General features: G+C 64.8%; 5 protein-coding genes. 1 reads left to right on the forward strand and 4 read right to left on the reverse strand.

All coding sequences use genetic code 11. The features are described from left to right. Positions 1-129 precede the first annotated feature (129 nt). From AC1DMG_RS17800 to AC1DMG_RS17815, 4 genes are read right to left on the reverse strand one after another with little or no spacing between them, the layout of a single operon-like run. Positions 130-1,341, reverse strand: coding sequence for an AGE family epimerase/isomerase (locus tag AC1DMG_RS17800; protein ID WP_441605354.1), 1,212 nt, complete (start codon positions 1,339-1,341; stop codon positions 130-132). Then, positions 1,338-2,321, reverse strand: coding sequence for a carbohydrate kinase family protein (locus AC1DMG_RS17805; RefSeq protein ID WP_477176299.1), 984 nt, complete (start codon positions 2,319-2,321; stop codon positions 1,338-1,340). The genes AC1DMG_RS17800 and AC1DMG_RS17805 overlap by 4 nt, the downstream gene beginning before the upstream one ends. Before the next feature lie 4 nt (positions 2,322-2,325). Further along, the gene (locus AC1DMG_RS17810) at positions 2,326-4,023 is read right to left on the reverse strand and encodes a sugar MFS transporter (RefSeq protein WP_477176298.1); all 1,698 of its coding nucleotides are present in this window, start codon (positions 4,021-4,023) and stop codon (positions 2,326-2,328) included. Between the two features lie 14 nt (positions 4,024-4,037). Next, positions 4,038-5,087, reverse strand: a complete 1,050-nt coding sequence (locus AC1DMG_RS17815; RefSeq protein ID WP_441605351.1) for a LacI family DNA-binding transcriptional regulator — start codon at positions 5,085-5,087, stop codon at positions 4,038-4,040. A 157-nt stretch (positions 5,088-5,244) separates the two neighbouring features. Between AC1DMG_RS17815 and AC1DMG_RS17820 the strand changes: the two genes are divergently transcribed. After that, positions 5,245-7,601: GH92 family glycosyl hydrolase (locus AC1DMG_RS17820; RefSeq protein ID WP_477180849.1), on the forward strand; the 2,357-nt coding region annotated here is incomplete at its 3' end.

The raw sequence follows: 7,601 nt of genomic DNA on the forward strand, positions 1-7,601 counted from the left end.
GCTGCGGTGTATCGCTTCGTAGGCTGGTCGCGCACAAGTGCGCTCCTACAAAAAGGACGGACGGCAGTGCCGCACACTGTCGGGCTCTTGATGTGGCTCGCGCCTATCGGGGGCTCCGTATGATCTTCCCTACGGAACCCCACCCTCACGCACCAGGGCGATCACCTCATAACACGCGCCCATGGTGTGATAGTCGGTCTTACCGGCAGGGCTCTTCTCGTCATCAACCTTGTGATTGTCACGAGTAAGAATGCGAAACCACGCCCCATACCTGTGGTCGACGAAATACTTCCACGCATACGCCCACAGCTTCTCGTACCAAGCATCGTATTCAGCCAGGCCCGTACGTGCATGCAGCAGCGCCGCCGCAGCGAGCGATTCGGCCTGCACCCAGAAATACTTGTCGTCGTCGCAGACTTCGCCGTCAGGCGCAAAGCCGTAGGCCATGCCGCCGTATTCGTTGTCCCACGAGCGTGCGAGTGCAGTGTCGAACAGGTGCTTGGCGGTGGGCACCAGCCAGTCTTTTTCGATGCCGCGTTCAAGCAGCAGCGGCTCCATGATCAGCAGCAGCTTCGCCCATTCGGTTTGATGGCCGGGCTGGAAGCCCCATGGGCGGAACAGATGCTTGGGATTGTCGAGGTGGTATTTCCAGTCGACGTTCCAGTTCACGTCATAGTGTTCCCACACCAGACCATCGGCCTTGGCTGCCTGGCGRCGCGTCATGTGGTCGGCCAGCTCCAGCGCGCGYTCCAGATAGCGCGGTTCGTCGCTGGCCTGATAGGCGGCGAGCATCGCCTCGCACATGTGCATGTTGGCGTTCTGGCCGCGGTAATCACTGAAGTGCCAGTGCTCGTCGGCTTCGTCGCGATAGAGGCCGGCGTCGGCATCCCAGTAGCGTTGTTCCAGAAGCTCCCAGGTTTCGTCCATCCACGCTTCGGCCTCGTGCACGCCGGCCTTCTTGGCGGTCGAGTACGCGAGCAGTACGAAGGCCACGCCGTACGCGTGATACGTGGTGTCTTCCGGCTTGCCATCGCGGATGGTCCAGGCGTAGCCGCCCGTGGCGGGGTTGCGGTGCACCTCGCGCAGATAGCGCAGGCCGTGATGCACGGCATCGAGATATTCGGGGTTGCCGAACTCGTTGTACGCCATCGCGTAGTTGAAGACGAAGCGCGTGCTGCTTACCAGGTGACGATGGCTGCGGTCGTAGATCGTGCCGTCGTCCTTGTAGTAGTGGAAAAAACCACCGGCGGGATCGATCGCATGAGGGTGGTAGAACGCCATCGTGGTCGCGATGTGTTCGCGCAGAAACGCCTCGCTGCGGAAATCAGGCGTCGTGGTCATGCGTACGTCTCCATGAAGTTGAGCACTTCGGCTTCATCGGGAATGGCCGAGAACGAACCCTGGCGCGTCACGGTGAGTGCGCCACAGGCCGCTGCGAAGCGCAGGGCTGCATGCAGGCGGGGCAGTTCGGTGATCAGGTGGTCGATGCGGTCGTCGCTGTGTTCGAGCTTGGCCAGCTGATAGAGCAGGCCGCCCACGAAGGCGTCGCCCGCGGCCGTGGTGTCCACGGCAGGCACGGCATATACCGGCAGCTCGCCTTCCACATCCGGATGGAACCAACGCAGGGCCTTCGGGCCATCGGTGATGATGACCAGACGTGTGCGTCCTTCCCACAGCTTTTCCAGCGTGGCTTCCTCGCCGTCGACGGCGAGCCAGGCGAATTCCTCGGCGCTCAGTTTCACCACGTCGGCCAGATGAAGAGCCGGCCACAACAGCGGGCGTGGCTCCACATCCCGCGGCCACAATGCAGGACGCAGGTTGAGATCGAAGCTCACCAGTGCGCCGGCGTCATGCGCGCGGCGCATGCCTTCGCGCGTGGTCTCGGCGAGCGCCGCATCGGTCATGCTGTTGGAGCAGACATGGAAGACGGCGGCGCCCCGGAAACTGTCCGCATGGAAATGCATGGGGCGGAACAGCAGGTCGGCCGACGGCGGGCGATAAAAGCTGAAGCTGCGCTCGCCGTGGGCATCCAGCGACACGAACGCAAGCGCGGTGTTCGCTTCGTCAGTGCGCGCAACGCCATCGGTGTTCACGCCGAACCGTTGAAGACTGGCCAGCAGGAAATCGCCGAACATGTCCTTGCCGAGCATGCCGGCAAACGCCGCATCGCCGCCCAGACGCGCGACGGCGACGGCCACATTGGCGGGCGCGCCGCCAGCGTAAGGCACAAAACTGCGGGGGAAGCCGGCTTCATCGCCGCCTTCGCTGTGGAAATCGATCAGCGCTTCGCCGAAACAGAGGATGGTGCGTGACATCGACAAAGACTCAATGTTGGGGAACAACGGGATCGCGAACCAGCGAACCGCGCAGACCGTAGAACACGATGTAGCCGTAGCAGAGCAGCGGCAGGATGAAAGCGTGCTGGATGCCCATGTGGTCGGCCAGTACGCCCTGCGCCAGCGGCAGCAGCGCGCCGCCGACGATGGCCATGATCAGCAGGCTCGAAGCCTTGCCGGTGAGCGGACCCATGCGTTCGATGCCGAGCGCAAAAATGGTGGGGAACATGATCGAGTTGAACAGGCCGATCGCGATCACGCTGACCATCGCCACGTCGCCATGGGTGAGCATGGTGGTGAGCACCAGCAGGCCCGCGACACCGGCGAACACGGCGAGCAGCTTGCGCGGGTTGATGATCACCAGCAGGGCCGAACCGGCCAGGCGCCCGACCATCGCGCCGCCCCAGTACAGCGACACGTAGTGCGCTGCCTGCAGTTCGCTCATGTGGCCGATCTCCGGCAGCGACAGGTAGTTCACCAGGAAGCTGCCGATGGACACTTCCGCGCCCACGTAGAAGAAGATCGCCAGCACGCCAAAGAACACATGGCTGTGGCGCAGCGCGTCCATCAGCGTGTGATGCGTGGTGTCGGCCGCTTCGGTCGACTCGGTCAGCGGCGGCAGTCGGAACAGCCACACCACCAGCGCCAGTACCAGCAAGGCGCAACCGAGGCCGAGATACGGCTTCTGCACCAGCTCGGCCTGCTTCTGGCGATAGCTGGCCAGTTGCTGTGCGGTCTCCGGCGTCAGATTCGCGCGCACCTTGGCGAACTGGGCATCGCCGCTGGCATCGAGATGCGAAGAAGCGAGCTTGTCCAGCGCCTGAGCAAGATTGGCCGACGGCAACGCGGCAAGCTGTTGCGGCGACAGCGCAGAAAGCGTGGCCAGCAACGGGGCGCCGGCGAGCCGGTCCAGTGCGTGCGGCAGTTGATCCTGCGGAAGTTGCGCAATGCTTGCGGCCACGTCGGTCGCGGGCAGGCGATCGAGCGCCGTCGCGGCGGCATCGTTCAACGCGGCCACCAGACGTTCCGGCGGCGCCTGACGCATCGCCTCAACCGCCTGCGCGGGCGGCGCATCGTTGAGCGTCTGCACCAGCTGCACGGTTTCCGGCGCCTTGCGCACGGCGTCGGGCACGGTGAAGGCAACGGCGGAAAGAATCAGCAGGCCGCCAAACCAGGGGCCCAGCGTGGTGCCCAGCGAATTCATCGCCTGCGCCAGCGTGAGGCGGCTGGAGCTGGTGCGTTCGGGACCGAGCAGCGCCACATACGCATTCGCTGCGACCTGCAGCACCGTGATGCCGGTGGCCAAGACGAACAGCGCCGCGAGGAAGGCCGCATACGAATGCAGCAGCGCCGCCGGCCAAAAGCCGAACGCGCCCACGGCAGCAATGGTCAGGCCCGCCACGATGCCCTTCTTGTAACCAAGCGCGGCGACCAGGCGCCCCGCCGGCAGCGACATCAAAAAGTACGCGCCGAAAAAGGTGAACTGCACCAGCATCGCCTGTGCGTAGTTCAGCTCGAACACGGTCTTGAGATGCGGTATCAGGATGTCGTTGAGGACGGTCAGGAAACCCCACATGAAGAAAATCGTGGTGGTGACCGCCATCGCCATCGGATAGTCGGTGTAGCGCGTCGAACCGGTGGTCGACGACGTGGTCGCCGACTGAATGGGTGGTGCTGCGAAGGCCATGCGGAATCCGTGGGTCAGGAAAGAGGACAGCTGCTTTCGCGCACGACCAGTTCCACCGGCGCGATGATGGTGCCCGAAGGCGCCTGCGGATCGCGCAGGCGAGCGAGTAGCATGTCGGCCGCCTGCCGTCCGCGTGCACGCGGGGCAGTGGACAGCGTGGTGAGCGACGGCATGCTCATCGAGGCTTCGGCGATGTCGTCGAAGCCGGTCACCGCGAAATCGCGGCCCGCCTGTCGACCATGCTGGTGCAGGCCGAGCATCAGGCCCAGCGCCACGGCGTCGTTGTAGCAAACCGCGGCGGTGGGCGCGGAGCCCGGGCCTTCGAACAGAGAACCTGCGGCGCGCGCGGCATCCATGCGCGTGGGCGTGCTTTGCACGCGCCAGTGCGACTCGACCGGTAGACCGGCCGCGTTCATGGCCTGCGTATAGCCCGCATGGCGTTCGCGGGTGGAGCTGGCATGGTCATGGCCGCCAAAAAAGGCGATATGCCGATGGCCCTGCGCGATCAGATGTTCGGTGGCCTGGCGGGCGCCGCGCTCGTTGTCGAGCATCAGGCGATCCCAGTGCGCGTATTCCGGCAGCTCCCCGCCCAGTTCACGGTTGAACAGCACCACTGGGGTGTGGGTGCCCACGGCGGCCAATACCTTGCGCGCTTCGCTGTCTTCGGCGGGCGACAGGATGATGCCGCCTGGTCCGTGTTCGATCAGCGAACCGAGCACGGCATGTTCGCGCTCGGCCGAATCGCCGGAGCTGCCGAGCAGGGTGACGAAACCGGCTGTACCGAGCGCGTCGTCGACGCCCGCAGCAAACTCGGCGAAGAACGGGTTCGCCAGTTCGTTGATGACCAGGGCCACGCTCGACGACGTACGCCGGCGTAGGTTGGCCGCGGCCCGGTTATAGACGTATCCCTGGCGTCGCAGTTCTTCCTCGACCCGTGCCCGGGTAACCTTATTCACGAGGGGACTGCCACGCAGCACCAGGGAAACCGTGGCGCGGGACACACCGCAGCCGGCTGCGATGTCGTTGAGTGTGATCTTTCTACCGACCGGGGTCTGGCTTTCCATCGCAGGCCTGGGTTGATTGGAACGATCCAAAGGTACCTGCCTCCGCGCACGAACGGAACCGATTTCGATGGCGCGACGCAGCATGCAACGATGCCTGCAGAGATGTTAGCGTCAGGCGAAATTAGAACGATTCAAATCCACTCTTTCGGGGAATTCTATGCGTAATTCGCGTTTCCGTGCATGGCTGCCCACTTTGCTGGCTGCAGCGGTGTCGATTTCCCTGGCTGCGCCGGCCTGCGTGCGGGCTGCCGAGGGGCATTCGGTCGATGTGGATCCCCGCATCGGCACCGGCGGCGACGGGCATACTTTTCCTGGCGCCACGGTGCCGTTCGGCATGATCCAGCTGTCGCCGGATTCGGCCATGCCCGACTTCAAGCACGCCTATAAGTGGGCCGCCGGCTACCAGTACGGCGACAGCAGCCTGCTCGGTTTCTCCCACACCCATTTCTCCGGCTCGGGCCATTCGGACCTGGGCGACGTCCTGGTGATGCCGATTGCCGGCGACGTGCGCCTGGAGCAGGGCGACCCGGCCAAGCCGGGCAGCGGCTACCGCTCCCGCTTCAGCCATGACACGGAAGTGGTGCAGGCAGGTTATTACGCGGTGACGCTCAGCGATTACGACGTGCGCGCCGAGCTGACCGCGGGCCGTCGCATCGGCTGGCACCGCTATACCTTCCCGGCTGGCAAGCCGGCGCATCTGTTGCTGGATCTGCGCCCGAGCATCTACGACTACGCCGGCAAGGTGTTGTGGTCCAGCCTGCGCGTGCATGACGACGGCACGGTCACCGGCTGCCGCACCACGCGCGGCTGGGCGCCGGGCCGCGAGCTTTGCTTCGCCATGCGTTTCTCGCAGCCGATGCAGGCGCGCACGCTGTACAACCGCGAGACCGACATCCCCTATAAGGGCTTCAAGGGCCCGGGCTATCAACCGGAAGACCACGATGCGCAAAGCGGCCGCGCCCTCGTTGGCGTGTTCGACTTCGGTGCGCTCAAGCAGCCGCTCGGCGTGAAGGTGGCCATCTCGCCGGTGAGCGAAGCCAACGCCATCGCCAATCTGGATGCCGAAGGCCAGGGCTGGGATTTCGATGCGCGCCGCGCCGAAGCCCGCAGCCAGTGGGACAAGGCACTCGCCTCGATCGACGTGGAAGGCAGCAAGGATCAGCGCGTCGGTTTCTACACCTCGCTCTATCACGCGCTGCTGTCGCCCACGCTCAGCATGGACGTGAATGGCCAGTTCCGCGGCGCGGACAACGCCGTGCACGAGGCCGTCGACAAGAACGGCAAGTTCGAATTCCACTCCACCTGGTCGCTGTGGGATGTCTACCGCGCGCAGCAGCCGCTGATGGCGCTGCTGATGCCCGAGCGCAGCAGCCACTTCATCCGCTCGCTGATCGCCTCGCGCGAAACCAGCCCGTTCGGCATCCTGCCGGTGTGGGCGTACCAGGGCCTGGAGACGTGGTGCATGATCGGCTACCACGCCGTGCCGGTGATCGCCGACGCCTATGTGAAGGGCGTGCGTGGCTTCGATGCCGACGCGGCGTTGAAGGCGATGGTGGCCAGCGCCACCTATGCGCCTTATGGCGATCTGGGCGACTACATGAAGCTCGGCTACGTACCCATCGACAAGGAGCCGGAAGCGGCCTCCAAGACGCTGGAATACGCCTATGACGACTGGTCGCTGGCGCAGATGGCCAAGGCAATGGGTCGCAAGGAAATTGCCGCCACCTTCGACAAGCGCGCCGGCAACTGGCGCAATGCATACGATCCGAAGACCGGCTTCATGCGTGCGCGCAAGACGGACGGCAGCTTCCGCGAGCCGTTCAACCCGGATGCGGCCGGCTACGGCAGCGACTACACCGAAGGCAACGCCTGGCAGTACTCCTGGTATGTGCCGCAGGACGTGGCGGCGCTGATCAAGGCGATGGGCGGCGACCAGAACTTCGTGACCAAGCTCGACAGCGTGTTCGAGGCCAAGGTCGACAAATCGCACTTCGCCAACGTCGAGGACATCACCGGCCTGATCGGCTGGTACGCGCACGGCAACGAGCCCAGCCATCACCTGGCCTATCTCTACGACTACGCTGGCGCGCCGTGGCAGACGCAGAAGCGCCTCAAGCAGATCATGGACAGTCAGTACGCCACCCGCCCGGATGGCCTGGCCGGCAATGACGACCTGGGCCAGATGTCGGCCTGGTACATCTTCACGGCGATCGGGTTCTACCCGGTGACGCCGGCCAGCGACGAGTACGCCATCGGGCGGCCGTTCGTGAGCAGCGCGACCCTGCACCTGTCCAACGGCAAGACCTTCAAGGTCACGGCCCAGCCGCTGGATGACGCCCATCCCTACGTTGGCAGCGTCACCCTCAACGGCAAGCCGCTGGACCGGGTGTTCCTGCGCCACGCTGAAATCGTTGCCGGCGGCGAGCTGCACTTCACCATGCAGGCCGAGCCGAACCGGGCCTGGGGGCAGGCTGTGAGCGCCCGCCCGGCCTCGATGAGCGTGTCTGTGACAGG

This window comes from Dyella sp. 01N36, from assembly GCF_056399745.1.

Coding starts and splice junctions, on each gene's coding strand:
- AC1DMG_RS17810 (WP_477176298.1), bottom strand. CDS start 4,023: ATGGCCTTCGCAGCACCACCCATTCAGTCGGCGACCACGTCGTCGACC.
- AC1DMG_RS17815 (WP_441605351.1), bottom strand. CDS start 5,087: ATGGAAAGCCAGACCCCGGTCGGTAGAAAGATCACACTCAACGACATC.